Annotated in this window: 17 protein-coding genes; 15 read left to right on the top strand and 2 right to left on the bottom strand. The window is 50.2% G+C overall.

Features of this window, described 5'->3' with window-relative positions; genetic code table 11:
- The first annotated feature begins 54 nt into the window (after positions 1–54).
- From R3196_RS08580 to R3196_RS08570, 3 genes are all read left to right on the top strand, one after another.
- On the top strand, positions 55–702 hold the full coding sequence (locus R3196_RS08580) for a LysE family translocator (protein ID WP_318936360.1): 648 nt from the start codon (positions 55–57) through the stop codon (positions 700–702).
- A 68-nt stretch (positions 703–770) separates the two neighbouring features.
- Positions 771–1,652, top strand: a complete 882-nt coding sequence (locus R3196_RS08575) for a 6-carboxytetrahydropterin synthase (RefSeq protein ID WP_318936359.1) — start codon at positions 771–773, stop codon at positions 1,650–1,652.
- Positions 1,645–2,496, top strand: a complete 852-nt coding sequence (locus R3196_RS08570) for a M23 family metallopeptidase (protein ID WP_318936358.1) — start codon at positions 1,645–1,647, stop codon at positions 2,494–2,496. The genes R3196_RS08575 and R3196_RS08570 overlap by 8 nt, the downstream gene beginning before the upstream one ends.
- Here the strand turns inward: R3196_RS08570 and R3196_RS08565 are convergent.
- Positions 2,468–4,243: a PDZ domain-containing protein gene (locus R3196_RS08565; protein WP_318936357.1), complete on the bottom strand. Its 1,776-nt coding sequence runs from the start codon at positions 4,241–4,243 to the stop codon at positions 2,468–2,470. The two genes, R3196_RS08570 and R3196_RS08565, sit on opposite strands and share 29 nt — an antisense overlap.
- 152 nt (positions 4,244–4,395) lie before the next feature.
- Between R3196_RS08565 and R3196_RS08560 the strand changes: the two genes are divergently transcribed.
- Genes R3196_RS08560 through R3196_RS08550 form a run of 3 tightly spaced genes read left to right on the top strand, consistent with a single transcriptional unit; the run spans position 4,396 to position 7,163 of the window.
- Positions 4,396–5,475, top strand: coding sequence for a sensor histidine kinase (locus R3196_RS08560; protein ID WP_318936356.1), 1,080 nt, complete (start codon positions 4,396–4,398; stop codon positions 5,473–5,475).
- Positions 5,472–6,299, top strand: a complete 828-nt coding sequence (locus R3196_RS08555; protein WP_318936355.1) for a LytTR family DNA-binding domain-containing protein — start codon at positions 5,472–5,474, stop codon at positions 6,297–6,299. Before R3196_RS08560 ends, R3196_RS08555 begins: the two co-directional genes overlap by 4 nt.
- A gap of 15 nt (positions 6,300–6,314) precedes the next feature.
- Entirely contained in the window at positions 6,315–7,163 is an 849-nt protein-coding gene (locus R3196_RS08550; RefSeq protein ID WP_318936354.1) for a DUF6279 family lipoprotein, read from the top strand.
- On the opposite strand, the gene pyk is transcribed toward R3196_RS08550, so the two are convergent.
- A complete protein-coding gene (pyk, locus tag R3196_RS08545; protein ID WP_318936353.1) occupies positions 7,156–8,592 on the bottom strand; it encodes a pyruvate kinase in 1,437 nt (478 codons plus the stop codon). The genes R3196_RS08550 and pyk overlap by 8 nt on opposite strands.
- A 162-nt stretch (positions 8,593–8,754) precedes the next feature.
- Here pyk and R3196_RS08540 point away from each other — a divergent pair, with 162 nt between their 5' ends.
- From R3196_RS08540 to prc, 9 genes are all read left to right on the top strand, one after another.
- Positions 8,755–10,200 (top strand): glyceraldehyde-3-phosphate dehydrogenase, encoded by a 1,446-nt coding sequence (locus R3196_RS08540; RefSeq protein WP_318936352.1) that lies wholly within the window; start codon positions 8,755–8,757, stop codon positions 10,198–10,200.
- Positions 10,201–10,267: 67 nt separating this feature from the next.
- Positions 10,268–11,398 carry a M14-type cytosolic carboxypeptidase gene (locus R3196_RS08535; RefSeq protein ID WP_318936351.1) on the top strand — a complete coding sequence of 377 codons (1,131 nt, stop codon included), beginning with the start codon at positions 10,268–10,270 and terminating at the stop codon, positions 11,396–11,398.
- Between the two features lie 56 nt (positions 11,399–11,454).
- Positions 11,455–13,137, top strand: a complete 1,683-nt coding sequence (locus R3196_RS08530) for an AGCS family amino acid carrier protein (RefSeq protein WP_318936350.1) — start codon at positions 11,455–11,457, stop codon at positions 13,135–13,137.
- A gap of 137 nt (positions 13,138–13,274) precedes the next feature.
- Positions 13,275–13,604 carry a hypothetical protein gene (locus R3196_RS08525; RefSeq protein WP_318936349.1) on the top strand — a complete coding sequence of 110 codons (330 nt, stop codon included), beginning with the start codon at positions 13,275–13,277 and terminating at the stop codon, positions 13,602–13,604.
- Between the two features lies 1 nt (position 13,605).
- Positions 13,606–13,893 (top strand): YeaC family protein, encoded by a 288-nt coding sequence (locus R3196_RS08520; RefSeq protein WP_318936348.1) that lies wholly within the window; start codon positions 13,606–13,608, stop codon positions 13,891–13,893.
- A 6-nt stretch (positions 13,894–13,899) separates the two neighbouring features.
- Entirely contained in the window at positions 13,900–14,364 is a 465-nt protein-coding gene (locus R3196_RS08515; RefSeq protein ID WP_318936347.1) for a GAF domain-containing protein, read from the top strand.
- Between the two features lie 7 nt (positions 14,365–14,371).
- A complete protein-coding gene (locus R3196_RS08510; RefSeq protein WP_318936346.1) occupies positions 14,372–14,662 on the top strand; it encodes a hypothetical protein in 291 nt (96 codons plus the stop codon).
- Positions 14,655–15,326: an RNA chaperone ProQ gene (proQ, locus tag R3196_RS08505; RefSeq protein WP_318936345.1), complete on the top strand. Its 672-nt coding sequence runs from the start codon at positions 14,655–14,657 to the stop codon at positions 15,324–15,326. The genes R3196_RS08510 and proQ overlap by 8 nt, the downstream gene beginning before the upstream one ends.
- 5 nt (positions 15,327–15,331) lie before the next feature.
- Positions 15,332–17,204: carboxy terminal-processing peptidase (gene prc / locus R3196_RS08500; protein ID WP_318936344.1), on the top strand; the 1,873-nt coding region annotated here is incomplete at its 3' end.

Genomic DNA, 17,204 nt, shown 5'->3' with positions numbered 1-17,204 from the left:
TAGATAAAGTTAATCTGAATTAATTAAAACTAAAGCTAACAGAGTTATTAATCAATGTATTTAGAAGAATTTATAATTATCGCCGTCTACCACTTGATGGCCGTCGCAAGCCCGGGCCCAGATTTTGCCGTAACAATAAGATACAGCTTGAGTTATGGCCGCCGGATCGGCCGCTGGGTCAGTCTTGGCATAGGCACAGGTATTTTGCTGCACGTTGCTTATTCAGTGCTCGGTATTGCCCTGGTAATCCACCGCTATCAGTGGGTTTATGCAAGTTTATTGCTACTGGGAGCCAGCTATCTCGGCTGGCTTGGCAGTCAGGCGATTCGATCTGCACCGAAGGGCGAACTGGAACCCGGTACAGCGGCTCCCGCTGGTGATTTTTCGGCTGGTAAGGCGTTTCGGATTGGCTTTTTTACCAATGGTCTGAATGTCAAAGCCACCTTATTTTTTCTGGTGCTGTTTAGTACTGTGATAGCGCCGGAAACGCCGACCAGCGTCAAAATCGGCTATGGGTTGTATATGGCAGTAGCTACTGCTGTCTGGTTTGCCGGGCTGGCGACCCTGATTAACTGGCCGCCATTGTTTCGCCGGCTCTGGCGCGTCAGCCACTGGATTGATCGGGTGATGGGGATTGCGCTGATAGCACTAAGCCTGAAATTAATTCTGGACTGGCTGCAGTTAATCGAAGTTCTCGCCTGAGGGCTGGTAGTGATATACTACAGCACCTTGGTAGATACCTTTATTTACATAAAACGACAGAGCAGGTTATGCAGTTATTTGTAAACGATCTGACAGTGATCGACTTTTCTTATTTATGCCCGCAACGCGGTATTGTCGGTGAGAGCTGGATCGTTGATATTATTTTAGATGGCTCACTGAACGAGCAATCCATGGTGCTCGATTTTGGCCGTGTCAAAAAGCAGATCAAACGCATCATTGATGGCGCAGTGGATCATAAGCTTGCTATTCCTGCTGAGCACCCTTATACCCGGGTCAGTTATCACCCTGACGGCAACAGCTACTGGGTTGACTTTATGCGGCCTGACCATCGCAGTATTCACTTATTCTGCCCGTCTGATGCCTTTGCTTTTATTGATGCCCAGCAGGTAACGCTTGAGTCTATAACGGAATATCTGCGCGCGGTTATTAAACGCGAACTGCCGGAGAATGTTGCCGGCCTTAGCCTGCAGCTTCGGCCGGAGGAGATCCCCGGGGCTTTCTACCATTACACCCACGGACTTAAAAAGCACGATGGTAACTGTCAGCGTATTGCTCATGGTCACCGGTCGCGCTTATATATAAGCCTTGATGGCCATCGTGATACCGATCTTGAAACCCAGTGGTGTGAGCTTTGGCGGGATATCTACCTGGGCTCCACTGAAGATGTTGCACCGTTAACTAAACTGCTGCGCTCGTCCAATGCTGGAGAGATTAGTGAAGATACCCATATCGGGTATAGTTACAGCGCTGATCAGGGGTTATTCGAACTGATAGTACCGCGCTCGGAAAACTACGTAATTCCGACGGATTCAACGGTTGAATGTATCGCCGTTTATCTGGCCGAAAAAGTGAAACAACAGTGCGCCGACAAGAACGTGCAGGTGACCGCGTTTGAAGGCGTTGGCAAAGGAGCGATTGGTTATGCGTAAAACGGCTTGGCTGGCTGCCTTATACGCAGCATTCATTATTTTTAGCCCTGCAGCAGCGGCGGGCGCAGAGTCGATAATTCGCTTTTCAGGTGCCTTTACTCCTGGAGCCCTGATAATAGGCACCACCGCGATTAATAACCGGGTAAGCCTGGAAGGTGAACCGCTAAAAGTTACTCCTGCGGGCCAGGTCGTATTCGGGTTTGGCCGCGATGCTGAAGGCAGTAAAACGATTCAGGTACAGACCCCGGCGGGCGAGGTGCATGAGGTTGTTATTGAACTTGCGCCCCGATCTTATGCTATTGATCGGGTTGATGGCGTTCCACAAAAAACGGTAACACCGGATCCGGCTCAGGTTGCCCGGGCCCGGGCCGAAGCAGCCAAAGTATGGCAGGCCCGGCAGGTATTTAGTGCGCGCGAAGACTTTTTGCAGCCAGTGATTAAGCCAGCCGAAGGACGTATTAGCGGCGTTTACGGTAGTCAGCGAATTTTTAATGGTCAGCCCAGAAACCCGCATTTTGGCTTAGATATCGCGGCGCCCACCGGCACGCCGGTTAAGGCTCCGTGGCCAGGTATCGTGGTACTGGCCGAGCCCGATCTGTTCTATTCCGGCGGCACCCTCATTATCGATCATGGTTATGGCGTTACCAGCACCTACATTCACCTACATAAGCTGCATGTAGCGCCCGGTGATGAAATTGCTCAGGGTGATGTCATCGCTGAGATCGGTGCCACCGGGCGAGTTACCGGCCCCCATCTTGACTGGCGCATCAACTGGCAGCAAGAACGTCTGGATCCGGCGTTGGTGCTTGAGCACTTTAGCTCTTCGGAATTAACCACCCCTTAAGCTGTTCCGGGCGTTTAATCCGCAACACGCGATTATTCGTCCGCGGCTTGTCCCAGACCAGCTTCAGACTAAGTAGCTCATCCCGGCGAAACGCATGGACAGTCACTTGCTGATCCGGCTGATACCGCTCAAAGACTTCTTTCACGCTCTGGTCCGTGACCTGCAACCGATCAATGGCAATGATCCGATCCTGCGCACTTAACCCGGCCCGTTCAGCTGCCTCGCCGTTATAGACGGTTTGCAATTCCAGCCCCTGGGATGACGCTTTGTAGCGCGCGCCAAGTGCTACCGGCATGCTTGCGCTGGCAGGCTTACCGCCTATGGTATTGTCATCGGCGGCCAGCTCATGGGTCAGTTCAACGCCAAAGTGGCTGAGCAAATCATTCAGCGGCAAGGGGTCGGTGCTATACAAAGCACGCTGCAAAAATGCTCCCAGTTTTACTGAATACTTTTGTTCCACAAAGCTGGCAAAGCTATCGTCCTCGGTCCCTTTGCCGCTCGCTCCGTATTCCAGCCAGTAGTCGCGCATTACCGTTTCCAGCGTTACCTGACCCTCGGTATCACGGCGCAATATCAGATCAAGACATAGCGCGATGAGACCACCTTTGGCGTAGTAGCTAACAATGCTGTTAGGAGAGTTCTCGTCCTGCTTATAAAACTTCGTCCAGGCATACAGACTCGAATCTGTAACGGTCTGTCGGTTGGCTCCGCTGCTGCGCTGTACCCGTGCGATGGTGTCACCAACCAGCTGTAAGTAGGCTGGTGCATCAATGAGGCCGCACTGATGCAGTACATAGTCGTCAAAGTAAGAGGTGATCCCCTCATAAAACCAAAGCTGTCGGGTATATTGCTCTGCCGCCAGCCGGTACGGAATAAACTCACGTGGCTTCAGTGTTTTTATGTTCCAGCTATGAAAGTATTCATGGCTACACAGGCTGAGAAAGCCGCGGTAGTCATTATCGATGGTGTTTTTTCCGGCTAAGATCAAATCTTTACGGCTACAGAGCAGGGCCGTTGAATTGCGGTGCTCGAGCCCACCAAAGCCCTTGCCGACCACGATCGTCAGGAACAGATAATTGTCAAAAGGTACCTGATGATCAAATAGCTCAATCTGATACTCACAAATATTGGCGAGATCGCGGCTGATCCTGCTGAGATCACCGTAGTGGTGCCCGGCTACGACCAGGCCATGCTTAATGCCCCCGGCGATAAACTCCTGGATGGCTAACTGCCCCATAAGTACCGGATAATCAACCAGCTCTTCATAGCTGGCGGCGGTAAATACGCCACTTCCAAACTGTTCGCCCGATTGTCGCGGCATCCCTGTGGCAAGCTGCCATGCTGACTCATCATTCGGCATGCTAATAGCCAGGGTACATGATTGATTAGTCTGCCCCTGCACAGCAAGGCACAGGCTGCTGTTATTAAAAAAGCCGAAGTACTGGTCCAGATAAGCGCTGCGCACGGAAAGGTCAAAGGCATAAACCTGATAGTGCACAGTGACCGGATCATCGACAGGCTCAAGTTGCCAGGTTTGTTTGTCCACTGCGGTAACTTTTACCGGCTGACCATTGGCCTCGGCGCGCAGATCGATAATGTTACGGGCAAAATCCCGAATCATATAGCTGCCCGGGATCCAGGCGGGCAGGGTCAGTTGTACCCCATCGCGAGCGGGTTCGCCTATTTCGAGCGCGACACTGAACAAATGGGCATTTAAATCAGCGGGGGTTATCGAATAATGCAGCACAGGTACCTCGTCAATAACTTATGTCGTAGCTCTGAATACTAGCATGGCTCGTTTCGGCTATACAGCAGCCTGCGTGCGATAAAAGGTCGTCCCCCAGCGGTTACTTCGCGGTATAATCCGAGCTGATGGCAATCTCACAGATGCGAGGCTGTATGAGCAGCAACTGGAAAATTATTTTTGATGATCGCAACCGGTTCTTCTGGCTACTGCAATCGGCTGGTTGGTTTGGTTACGCGCTGGTGCACTACATTGGCTCACTGATGCATGAAATGCGAGACATCTACATACTGGTTATCGTATTGGGTGCTTACGCCGGCTTATTGCTAACCCTGCCGTTACGCCATTTATATCGTCGTATCTGGGATAGCAGCCCCTGGCTATTGATACTAGTCGTGCTGGTCGCCTCCTATCTGTCCGCAGCAGCCTGGGCGGTCATTGATAATGCGACTTACTGGGAAATTTATAAATTCGGCTTTCGCCCTGAGAGCAACTGGTTTTACTTTAAAAATACCATCGCTAAGTTCTACATCATGCTGAGCTGGAGCGGCCTTTATTTTGGTATTAAATATTACCAAATGCTACAGGATGAAAAACAAAAAGCGCTGATGGCCACTGCCATGGCGCATCAGGCACAGCTGAAGATGCTGCGTTATCAACTTAATCCGCATTTTTTATTTAACACCCTGAACGCGATTTCTACCTTAATCCTGATTAAGGAAAATGATCTGGCAAATAAAATGATGTCGAAACTGAGTCTGTTTTTGCGCTTTTCGCTGGATAACGAACCGATTAAAAAGATCCCCCTGGAACAGGAAATCGAAGCACTGATGCTCTATCTGGATATCGAGAAAGTGCGGTTCGATGAACGCCTTCAGGTCATTATTAATATTGACGATGACGTAAAGCAGGCCATGGTGCCCAGCCTGTTCCTGCAACCCCTTATCGAGAATTCAATAAAATATGCAATTGCCCGCATGGAAGAGGGCGGGCGTATTATCATAGCCGCGCATCGGGTTGATAATGACTTACTGGTTAGCGTGATCGACAATGGACCTGGTTGTCGGACTCCGGCCCGTGAACTTATTGAACGCGGCGGGGTGGGATTGTCCAATACCCGAGATCGCCTTCAGGCCTTGTATGGAAGGAATTACTCCTTTACATTAGCGGATAACGATCCGCAGGGCATGCGGGTTGAAATCCGTATCCCCTTGGAGCAAGTTGAAACCACATGATTAATAAAATTCGCACGCTGGTCGTCGATGACGAAGCATTGGCGCGCCGGGGTCTCATTGTGCGCCTACAGGACTTTCCACAGGTCGAGTTACTGGATGAATGCCAGAGTGCCCGGCAGGCGCTGGAGAAAATCATCGAGCTTAAACCGGACCTGGTATTCCTTGATATTCAGATGCCCGGCATGAATGGTTTTGAATTATTGCGCGAAGTTCAGGCGCGCGGCGCCCCGTTACCTTTAGTCATTTTCGTCACCGCGTATGACCACTATGCAATCAAAGCCTTTGATGTCCGTGCCATTGATTACCTGCTGAAGCCCGTAGATCATGAGCGTATAGCCCGCAGCCTTAAGCGCATCGAAAATAATCTCGCCCAACGTGAACAAAATACCCAGCAGCAACGTATTTTAAATTTACTTGCAGATGCAACCGGTGAAGACTGTGAAGCTATTCTGAAGCGTCTGGCTAGTGGCGAAGACATTGGTATGTCCCGCTACCCCGAGCATATTGCTATTAAAGAAAGCGGCGAAATAACCCGCGTGGCGATTAATTCTATCGAGTGGGTTGATGCTGCCGGCGACTACATGTGTATTCATGCTTGCAATGAAACTTACATCCTGCGCCGCACTATGAAAGAACTGGAAGATGAGCTGAACCCGAAACGTTTTCAACGTATTCATCGCTCAGCCATTGTTAACCTTGAACAAGTAGAAAAACTCTGTAGCAGACAAAATGGTGAATACCATCTGGTACTGAAAAACGGCAAAGAACTGAAGGTTAGTCGCAGTTACAAAGATCGGATAAAAAAACTGATTCTCACATCCTGACCAGGGAGCCTTGATATGAAGCAGCTGTTTACATTGATTCTAATCGTATTCGTGTTAACCGGCTGTTCTAATCGTCTGGGCTATCGCTTTGCCGATACGCTGGTTGAGTGGAAGCTTGATGACTACGTAGACTTATCCGGAAACCTGGAGCGCGATGTCAGCGCCAGCATCGATGAATTACATCGCTGGCATGCGCAAACCCAACTGCCTGCCTATCGTGATCTCCTCCTTAAAATTCGTACTGACCTGACCCGCGAAGATCTTACTGAACAAGATTTACTGCTTATCAGCACCGCTATCTATGGCCTATGGGAAAATATTCAGCTTCAGGTTGAACCTTATGCTCAGGTTTATCTGCCGAGGCTGTCAGCCGCTCAGCGCGACCAGCTGGTTAAGACGATTCAGAAGGATCTGAACGAGGACATTGAAGAAATTAAAGAACAAGGGTCATATGAAGACTCGCGCGAGAAGCGCTACAAACGCATGCAGGACAGCTTCTCAGAGTGGCTGGGAACAGTAACGGAGGCGCAGCTGCAGTATATAAACCAATGGCTGGATCAGCGCGACGATATGCGCATGGACTGGGTCAGCTACCGGCAACGCTGGCTGAACAATTTCGCAGGGGCGATTAGTGAGCCCTCTGCGGCTGATTATCCGCAGCGAATTTACGCGCTTATTGTTCAACCAGAGCAGCTCCGTAGCCCTGAACTGCAAGCCCGTATTGAAGCCAACCGGGCCGCCTCAATTAAACTGGTTCATCAGGTCTATCAGTCAATGACCGCCGAACAGAGACGGCACCTGCTGGATACGATCGACGGCTACCTGGAAGATTTAGATAGCCTGATCGAAACGTTTTCTATCTGACCTCGATGATCTTGCAGGTATTGGTCGAGCCTACGGTTTCCATAACATCACCGTGGGTCAGCACTACTAAATCGCCCGCGCCAACATGACCCCGCACCTTAATTTCATTAATGGCTTCGTAAACGAGCCGGTTAGGTTCACATTTAGTTGAATCGAAGGCAATCGGATAAACGCCGCGATACAGGGCACAGCGCGACCGGCTTTCCGCATGCCGTGATAACGAAAAGATGGGTAGGGTGGTATTAATCCGTGACATTAATTTTGCCGTCGAACCGGACTCAGTTAAGGCGATGATGGCTTTAACGCCAGCTAAGTGCGTTGCGGCATAGATAGCAGTAATCGCACTTGCTTCCTGAATCGTAGTAAACGCCGCTTTACCCTCACCGTTTGCAAGTGGCGTAATCGGATGCGTTTCTGCGCCAAGACATATTTCAGCCATAGCTTTTACCGTTGCCACCGGGAACTTACCGGCAGCGGTCTCAGCGGACAACATGACCGCATCCGTGCCGTCGAGCACGGCGTTGGCTACGTCCATAACCTCTGCCCGCGTTGGCATTGGGCTTTCAATCATAGATTCCATCATCTGAGTTGCGGTTATTACAACCTTATTCAATTGACGGGCGCGCGCGATGATCTTTTTTTGCTTGCCAACCAGCTGTGCATCACCAATTTCAACACCTAAATCACCACGAGCGACCATGACTGCATCGGATGCACGGATGATATCATCGAGCGCATTATCGGTTGCTACTGCTTCAGCGCGCTCAATCTTGGCACATAGCAGGCCCCGGCCATCGGCATCACGCAGCAAGCGTCGGGCTTTTTGCATATCGGCACCACTGCGCGGGAACGATACCGCCAGATAATCAACGCCAATTTTTGCCGCTGTAGCGATATCACGATGATCTTTTGTGGTCAGCGCTGCAGCAGACAGGCCGCCACCCAGGCGGTTAATACCTTTATTATCAGAGAGCTTGCCGGCAACAGTGACGGTGGTGGTGATCTTGGCGCCACTGACATCTTCCACTTTAAGTTGGATGCGGCCGTCGTCCAGTAACAGGATGTCGCCAACCTGCACATCCTGCGGCAATTCCTTATAATCAATACCGACGCGCTGCTGGGTACCAGCGGTATCCTCAAGTTCAGCATCAAGAACGAATACGTCGCCTACATCAAGCGTAATGGCGCCATTTTCGAATTTGGCAATGCGGATCTTGGGCCCTTGCAAGTCACCCAAAATCGCCACATACACGCCCAGCCGCTGAGCAATCTCGCGAACCTGATTGGCACGGCGGATATGGTCCTCAGCCTTGCCATGGGAGAAGTTAAGCCGGACCACGTTGGCGCCTGCCTGAATCAATTGCTCAAGAACCTTAGGGTTGTCAGTGGCGGGACCCAAAGTGGTAACTATTTTGGTTCGACGTAACATATGGTAATTCTCCTGACGGACTGAACGACTTAAGTATCGTAAAATTATACCACGGCTATCACGGGTATACAGAGAATCTGGCACTGACAGGCGCTTTTCAGTACAATACGCGCACTTGAATTGTTAACCTTCATTTTCCACGCAAAACTTAAAGGTAACCGAATGAGTGATCAGCAGCAGGATCTGACTTTACGCAGTTGGCAGGAGCGCCAGGAATACGCCGAAATGATGCAGCCATTAATTGGTCGCCTGTATCGGAACTATGGTGTTGAGACCGTTATTTATGGTCGTTCGATGCTAAACGTCGATACCATTAATATTATTAAAGCGCACCGCCTGATCCGTCGTCATGAAGGCACAAAGTTGCGCCTGCGCGAAAGTTTCCCGTTTCTGGAAGCGCTGAGCAAAATGAAGCTTGCTCCGGCTCGGGTCGATATCGGCAAGCTGGCGTTTAACTATCTGCATAAAGACGCAGGTAAGGGCGACTCTATCGAAGCCTACCTGAAGCGTGAACTTTCAGACATCGTTGATAAAGCTGATGAGATTCCGGCTCAGGATGTAGTATTGTACGGGTTTGGTCGTATCGGCCGGTTACTGGCGCGACTACTAATCGAGCGCAATGGCAGCAACAATAAAATGCGTCTGCGCGCTATCGTCGTTCGCGGTGGACGGGATGGCGATCTGGAAAAACGGGCCAGTTTGCTGCGTCGTGACTCTATTCATGGCGCCTTCAATGGCTCGATTACCGTCGACCATGAAAATTCCGCTATTAAAGCCAATGGCACCAGTATAAAAGTGATTTACTCGAATGGTCCGGATCAGGTGGACTATACTCAGTACGGTATTAATGACGCGATTGTCATTGATAATACGGGCATCTGGAAGGACGAAGCTGGCCTTGGCTTGCACCTGAAATCCAAAGGTGTGAAAAAGGTACTGCTGACCGCTCCTGCAAAAGGTGATATCAAAAATATCGTGTTTGGTGTCAATCACGAGACCGTCAAACCAGACGACTTAATCGTTTGTGCGGCAAGCTGTACCACCAATGCCATCACGCCGGTGCTCAAGGTTATTCACGATGAATATCAAATCCGCAACGGTCATGTAGAAACCGTACATTCTTACACCAACGATCAGAACCTGATTGATAATTATCATTCAGCTGAACGGCGCGGCCGCTCAGCACCTCTGAATATGGTATTGACTACTACCGGCGCGGCGAAAGCGGTCGCCAAAGCACTGCCGGAACTGAAGGGTAAACTGACCGGCAATGCCATCCGCGTGCCAACCCCTAATGTTTCTATGGCGATCATGAACCTTAACCTGACTAAGGCTACCACCAAAGAAGAGTTAAACGAGTTTATCAAGCATGCAGCACTGCACTCTGAACTACAGGCACAGATCGATTACACCGCCTCGACAGAAATCGTTTCCAGTGATTTGGTCGGTTCGCGTTACGCTGGCATCGTCGATTCACACGCCACCATCGTTGAAGACGATCGTGCCGTGCTCTACGTCTGGTATGACAATGAGTTCGGTTATAGCTGCCAGGTAATCCGTGTTGCCGAGCAAATGGCTGGCCAACAGCTGTTAAATTTACCGCGTTAGAAATAAAAAACCGGTTCAAAAAGCGCCATTCATGGCGCTTTTTACTAACTAAAATAAGGAAGCGCTGATGTTTATTACTGCCCAGTTTGATAGCGGCAACATTGAAGTACTGGAAGCTAGCCAGCCGGATCAAATCAAGCTCGCTATTCGTAAAGATCACCAGTCTGATTTTTATCAATGGTTTCACTTTAAGCTCTATGCCGAAGCCGGGGTAGAGCACGTCATGCAAATCACCAATGCTGGCGAGTCTGCTTATCCAGACGGCTGGAAGGATTATTCAGTTGCCGCTTCTTATGACCGTGATACCTGGTTTCGGGTTCCTTGTGAGTATGATGGTAAAAACCTGACCATACGCCACACACCGGAGCAGGAAAGTATCTATTACGCTTATTTCACCCCTTATTCTTACGAGCGTCATCAGGACCTGGTGCAGTGGGCGCAGCAGTCAATTGAATGTCAACACGTGCTATTGGGGCAAACCCTGGACGGTCGTGACATGAATCTGCTGGTTATCGGCGAGCCGGATGAGCAGAAAAATAAGATCTGGGTTATTGGTCGCCAGCATCCGGGCGAAAGCATGGCCGAATGGTTCATTGAGGGCATGCTCAGCCGGCTGCTTGACGATGAAGATGGCGCGGTACGCAAATTACTTGAAAACAACGTCTTTTATGTTGTTCCGAACATGAACCCGGACGGCAGCGTGCGCGGCCACCTACGCACTAACGCGGTGGGTACCAACCTCAACCGTGAGTGGGCTGAACCCAGCCTGGATAAAAGCCCCGAGGTTTATTTCGTGCTGAATGCCATGGAAGAGTCCGGCGTCGACTTTTTCCTGGATGTTCATGGCGATGAAAATCTGCCATATAACTTCCTGGCGGGCAGTGAAGGCGTGCCGTGTTACAGCGATTTACACCAGCAGTTGAGCGCCCGCTTTAAAGATACGCTGCTGGCAATAACTCCTGAATTCCAGACCGAGCATGGCTATCCGGTAGATGAACCCGGTCAGGCCAACCTGACCATTGCCAGTAACTCGGTTGCCGAGCGCTTTAAGTGCCTGGCGTTTACCCTGGAGATGCCTTTTAAAGACAACGCAGATCTGCCGGATCCCGACTTTGGCTGGTCAGCCAACCGCTGTCAGCAATTGGGTGGTGATGTTTTAAGTGCAATTTACTCAGTGGCAAATAACTTGCGCGGTTAACCCGCGCAGGTTAGCTTAACCAAAGATAATAATAACAAACTGGCAAGGGGGTCACCTTGGAACTTATTAATAACTTTTTGCTGCTGCTCGACAGCTATTTAGGCTCGGCAGTTTACTTCCCGTTTATTCTGTTAGGTGTTGGCTTGTTCTTCACCCTATACCTGGGGTTTCCGCAAATACGATTTTTTAAACATGCCTGGAAAGTCGTCACCGGCAAGTTTGACCGCAAGGGTGCCAAAGGTGATACCAGTCACTTCCAGGCTCTGTCCACTGCTTTATCAGGTACTGTCGGTACCGGTAATATCGGTGGCGTGGCCCTGGCGATATTCTTAGGTGGACCAGCTGCGTTATTCTGGATGTGGATCACCGCATTCCTGGGCATGACAACTAAGTTCGTCGAAGTTACCCTGTCGCATAAATACCGTGTCCAGACTGAAGACGGCACTATGGCTGGTGGTCCCATGTATTACATGGATCGCCGCCTGAACATGAAGTGGCTGGCGGTAATTTTCGCTGTAGCGACCATTATCAGCTCGTTCGGTACAGGTAACATGCCGCAGATCAATAACATCGCGCAAAGTATGGAAATGAGCTTCGGTATCGACCGGATGCTAACCGGTGGCGTATTGGCCATATTGCTGGCCATGGTCATCATCGGCGGCATCCATCGGATCGCTGCGGTGACTTCGAAGATCGTTCCGATAATGGGTCTGCTATATATCGTCGGCGCGCTCAGCGTAATCTTGTTTAACTTTGATCAAATTGGTCCGTCATTTGCCGCTATTTTCTCTGATGCCTTTACGGGCTCGGCAGCTACCGGCGGATTCCTTGGCGCAACTTTTGCCTACGCATTTAACCGTGGTGTAAACCGTGGTTTGTTCTCAAACGAAGCGGGTCAGGGTTCTGCACCTATCGCCCACGCCTCGGCACGTACCGATGAGCCGGTTTCAGAGGGTATGGTTTCTATCCTTGAGCCCTTTATCGATACCATTGTTATCTGTACCCTGACCGGTCTGGTTATTCTGTCTTCCGGCGTGTGGTCTGAAAAGCATGAAAATATCTTCTCACGCACGGATCTGGAAGTGGTGGCGGGGCAATATGATGATGCCACCGACGCTGACCGCCAGGCGTTGTATCATTACCTGAACAGCACCGCTGAAAGCACCATTGAGAAATATACTGGCACCATAGTGGTACAAAATGGTGAACCTGTGTCAGATGGCTATACCTTACTGCATGCCCGTTCAGTCGCTGAAGACGTTAAGTTCATCGTCGCTGGTGAGGACCCTTACACGGGAACTCTGCGGGTTGATGAAGGAAAGATCGTCAAAGAAGACATCACTATAGTCGGTGAGTCACTGGTGCATTCTGCAGCACTGACCTCACTGGCCTTTAGCCAGGGGTATTTTGGTGCCAACGGTGAATATATAGTGCCAATCAGCTTGTTGTTGTTTGCCTTCTCGACCGCCATCGCCTGGTCGTACTATGGTGACCGAGCGGTAGTCTACCTGGTGGGGCAACGGGGCGTTATGCCTTACCGGATACTTTATGTAACCGGTTTCTTTGTCGCCTCGTTTGCGGACACCACGCTGGTCTGGACTATGTCCTACGTCGCAATAGTACTGATGACCTTGCCCAACTTACTGGGAATCATCCTGCTGCGGCGTGAAATGAAAGATACCGTTAAAACCTACTGGCGCCACTTTGACGCTGAGAAAGCGAAGAAAAAGAGCGACTAACTGTTTTTAACAACTGTTTTAGCCTTATGAACCCGCCATCCGGCGGGTTCATTTTTTCCGCAAAACCGTTGCTGCGCTTGAATTTGCGCCGGAAACCCTTATATTGCTAGATCTGAACGAAAAACCGAGAGGAATACATGGCACTGACGAATTGCCCATCCTGCAATAAGCGAATTTCTGATAAAGCTGAGGCATGTCCACACTGTGAGTTCCGGCTGTCCGGTTTATCTGAGAATGAACTGAACCGTGAATGGTCCCGTGTTGCCCAAGCCCGGCGGGATAGGCTCCTGAGTCAGTCGATGCTGGCTTTATTAATTGCCATCGCCGCCTTTACCTACTTCTTCATCGAGCAGCCCATACCGGGCACGTGGCAGTCGCACACTGCGAATGCGCTGATGCTAATAGGAGTTATCTGGTTTGTCATTAACCGCATTCGTATTATGTTTTTAAAGCGGAGTAGACGCTAAAATGCAATTTGATGATCTCGTCGCTAGTATAACCCCGGCAACCTTTGAACGCTTACTACAAGCGGTTGAAACCGGTAAATGGCCTGATGGTGTAGCACTTTCTGAAGCCCAGAAGGAACACTCGGTACAATTAGTGATGGCCTATCAGGCCCGTTATTGTCCGTCGGACGAGCCGTTTCGGATTGGCGCTGACGGCCTGCTGGTTACCCGCAGCAAACGAGAAATGAGAGACTCGCTTAAATCCGAAACTCAAATCGCAAGCTTTTCCCTCCATACTGATGAGTCCTGAATTGTTATGCAACAAACCGATTATGCGTTATTAATTGAACAGGCCAGGGCGATCACTGAAGGTGAGCCGGATCTGATTGCCAACCTAAGTAATATTTCTGCTTTAGTTTACGACACCTTAGCTGATGTGAACTGGGTCGGATTCTATTTAACTCGCGAGCCTGAGACACTGGTATTGGGTCCGTTTCAGGGAAAGGTTGCCTGTTTACGCATTCCTTTCGGTCGTGGCGTTTGTGGGGCAGCAGCAGCCAGCCGCGAAACCCAACGTATTGTCGATGTGCATGAATTTGACGGCCACATTGCCTGTGATGCAGCATCAAATTCAGAAGTGGTAGTCCCGTTAATCGTAAATGGCTCGGTGGTTGGCGTTTTCGATCTGGATAGCCCGTCAATAGGACGTTTCAGTGAAGCGGATGCGGCCGGATTAACCCAAATTGGGCGTTTTATTGAATCCCTGAATTGGCCAGTGTAGCTTACCTATGTATAGCGAATTCGATATTTATGCCTACTTGGTGAGCCGCTCAGATACAGTATTTTTTGAAGACCATGAAGAAGAAGCCGCTGATCAGTTAAACGAAATGTTGCACTACATTGCGGCAGAAATCGAACCTGATGATACGCTCGAACAGCTGGAAGAAGTTGTCCGCCGTACACTTTACGAGTGGGTTGAGAATCCGGTTTTACTCGAATTAGATAGTGACGAAATGCGGGCTTATATAATCGAACAACTGGCTGAAGTTCGCCAGCAGGATAATAATGACGATGACTGAAGTAACCAAACTGACGAAAAATAAAGACGTACTAGCCTACCTGGTAGAAAAGTTTCCCCAAAGCTTTTCGCTCGAAGGCGAGCCAAAGCCGCTCAAGATCGGTATTTTTGATGACCTGGCAACGCGTCTGGCTGACGATGACAAGGTCAGTAAAACCCGCTTACGCACTGCCTTACGCCATTACACCAATAGCTGGCGATACCTGCGGGCGGTGAAAGCCGGCACGCCGAGAATTGATCTAGATGGCAATGCAGCGGGTACTGTAGAAGCTGAGCATCAGCAACACGCAGAAGAAACCCTGGCGCAATCTAAGTCAGTAGCTGCAGAACATGCGGCTAAAAAGAAACAGGAAGAAGCCGCCAGTAAAAAAACTGAAACACCACCTACAACCAAACCGGCACCACGCAAGACCCGTAAGCAGCCGCCCAAACGTGGCGCTGGCCCAGCCAAAGCCGCTCGCCAGCCTAAAGCAGCTAAACCGGAACTGGAGCCAGCCACGGCGAATGAACTAAAAGTAGGCCAAAAAGTTCATGCAAAAGTCGGCAATTCGTTTATTAGCGGCGAAATTGTTGAGTCGGATCGAAATGACGTGCAGGTGCAACTTCAAAATGGTTTAACGGTCAAAGTGAACACTGAAGCAGTGTTTATAGCCAAGCAGGAGTAGGTCGTATGCTTAAGAAATCGATAATCACAGTTGCTGTTAGTGCATTGATGGGCCTGGGTGCTTTAAACCCGGCTGTCGCCGTGCCGCCAACACATACGCCGGATGAATTGCCCGAACTGACTCCGAGTGAACAGCACGGCACTGCTAGTCAGCGCATCACCGGGTACTTTACCCGTTATCATTTTAAGCATATGGAACTGAATAACGAACTTTCAGAACAGATTCTGGATCGTTATCTGGAGATGATCGACTACAACAAAATGTTCCTGTTACAGGAAGACGTTCAGCGCGCCGAAGAATACCAGCATTTGTTTGATGACATGATTAGTTCCGGCAAGCTGCAGCCAGCGTTTTCTTTGTACCAGGCCTTTCTTGACCGCCGTTTTGAGCGCTATACCTACGCCCTGTCGCTGCTGGATGAAAATCAGCCTTTTGACTTCGGTGTTGCTGATGATCGTTATTACTTTGACCGCAGCGAAGCTGAGTGGGCTGAGTCGACCGACCGGTTGAACGAGCTATGGCGTCAGCGCGTCAAGTATGACGCCCTCAATTTGACCCTGACCGGCAAAGCGTGGCCAGAAGTGGTGGAAACCCTTGGCAAGCGTTATAACAATGCTCTGAAGCGTTTAACTCAGACCAACAGTGAAGATGTCTTTCAGACTGTGATGAATGCATTCGCGCGCAGTGTAGAAGCGCATACCAGCTATTTGTCACCAAGTAATTCAGAGCGTTTTGAACAGAATATGAACCTGTCACTGGAAGGGATTGGCGCTGTGTTGCAGTCAGAATATGACTATACCGTTATTCGTAGCCTGGTTCCCGGTGGCCCGGCCGATAAAAGCGGCGAAATCGCTCCGGAAGACAAGATCGTCGGCGTTGCCCAGGGTGATGAAGATGATGCTGAATTCGTCGATGTGGTTGGCTGGCGACTGGATGACGTGGTCGAATTGATCAAAGGGCCGAAAGGCTCAACGGTGCAGTTACAAATACTTAAAGGCAGCCAGGCAGGTGCCGCAGCACCCAAAGAGATATCCATCGTTCGTGACAAGGTCAAACTTGAAGACCGCGCGGCAAAGGCAGAAATTAAATCGCCGGAAGGTAGCGACTACGCTGATCGTAAGATGGGTGTCATTACCATTCCCGGATTTTATAACAATCTGACCAATGACGTGATCACGCTTATCAAAGAGCTTGAAAGCCAGGATACCGAAGGGCTTATTATCGATCTGCGTGGTAATGGCGGTGGTTCGCTGCAGGAAGCAATCTCACTGACCGGGCTTTTTATTGACAAAGGGCCTGTTGTGCAAGTCGCCCATGGCGGCGGCCGTAAAGAAATTAGCGGCGATCGCGACGGTAAAGTTTATTACGATGGCCCGGTAATGGTCCTGGTGGATCGCTACAGCGCTTCAGCATCAGAGATTTTCGCTGCCGCCTTGCAGGATTACGGCCGGGCAGTAATTGTCGGCGAGAATACCTTCGGCAAAGGAACGGTACAGCAACATCGTGGACTGGCGCGGCGTTTTGACTTTTTTGACGAGCCCCTTGGCAGTGTTCAGTACACTATCGCGAAATTCTACCGGATTGACGGTGGTAGTACCCAGATGCGCGGCGTTAAGCCTGATATTTCTTTACCGGCCTTTACCGATCCGGAAGAGTTTGGTGAAAGCAGCCAGGACAATGCACTGCCATGGGATAAACTTGATGCAGCGCAATACGACAAAGTTGCTAACCTGAGCGAAGAACGCCTGGCTCAGTGGCAGGTTACAGTGAATCAAAGAGTACAGGCCAATCCAGAGTTTCAGTTTGTCCTGCAGGATATCGCCGAATATCAGCGCGAAAAAGACAAAACCTGGGTTAGCCTTGTGTTAACTGAGCGCG

It is taken from the genome of Pseudidiomarina sp. (genome assembly GCF_033722695.1).
GTDB lineage: Bacteria > Pseudomonadota > Gammaproteobacteria > Enterobacterales > Alteromonadaceae > Pseudidiomarina.
The sequence above is the reverse complement of the archived record's forward strand: the minus strand, read 5'-3'. Positions and strand labels throughout refer to the sequence as shown.